Annotated in this window: 1 protein-coding gene; it reads right to left on the bottom strand. The window is 76.3% G+C overall.

The window, feature by feature from the left end; genetic code table 11:
- Positions 1 to 107 precede the first annotated feature (107 nt).
- On the bottom strand, positions 108 to 873 hold a 766-nt coding region (gene meaB / locus AC1DQF_RS21660), incomplete at its 5' end, for a methylmalonyl Co-A mutase-associated GTPase MeaB (protein WP_477527284.1).

Raw genomic sequence — 873 nt, 5'->3', positions numbered from 1 at the left:
GCCGGGCGCGGCGGTGCGCCGGCCACGTTCGACTCGCCAGGAATGTGGCTCAGTCACCGCTCCCGGGCGCGGCGGGGCCGCGGCACGGCGGGGCGACCCCGGCGGCGTCAGCCCGCGTCGTACGCCGCGAGGATCCGGTCGGCGGCCATCGGCGCCGGGAGCTCGCCGGAGAGCACGGCGGCGCGGACCTCGTCGCGGATCGCGGCGACCGAGGCGGAGCGGCGCAGCCGCTGGTCGAGCTCGTCGCGCACCAGCGACCAGGTGAAGTCGAGCTGCTGGCCGGCCCGCTTGTGCAGCAGCCCGGCCTCGCCGAGGTGCTCGCGGTGCGCGCCGACGCGCTTCCAGACGTCCTCGACGCCGACCCCGGTCAGCGCCGAGCAGGTGACCACCGGGGGCGCCCACTCCCCCTTGCCGTGCACGAGCCGCAGGGCCCCGGCGAGCTCGCGGGCGGCGCCGCGCGCCTCCTGCTCGCGGTCGCCGTCGGCCTTGTTGACCGCGATCACGTCGGCGATCTCCAGGATGCCCTTCTTGATCCCCTGGAGCTGGTCGCCGGTGCGGGCGAGCGTGAGGAACAGGAACGTGTCGACCATCCCGGCGACGGTGACCTCGGACTGTCCGACGCCGACCGTCTCGACCAGCACGACGTCGTACCCCGCGGCCTCGAGCACCAGCATGGCCTGGGTCGTGGCCCGCGCGACGCCCCCCAGCGTGCCGGCGGACGGCGAGGGCCGGATGTAGGCCCGCGGGTCGACGGAGAGCGACGCCATCCGGGTCTTGTCACCGAGCACCGAGCCGCCCGTGCGCACCGACGACGGGTCCACCGCCAGGACGCCGACCCCACCGACGACGGGTCCACCGCCAGGACGCCGACCC

The organism is Nocardioides sp. P4_G4, assembly GCF_056401085.1.
This window is presented reverse-complemented; position numbering and strand designations above follow the sequence as displayed.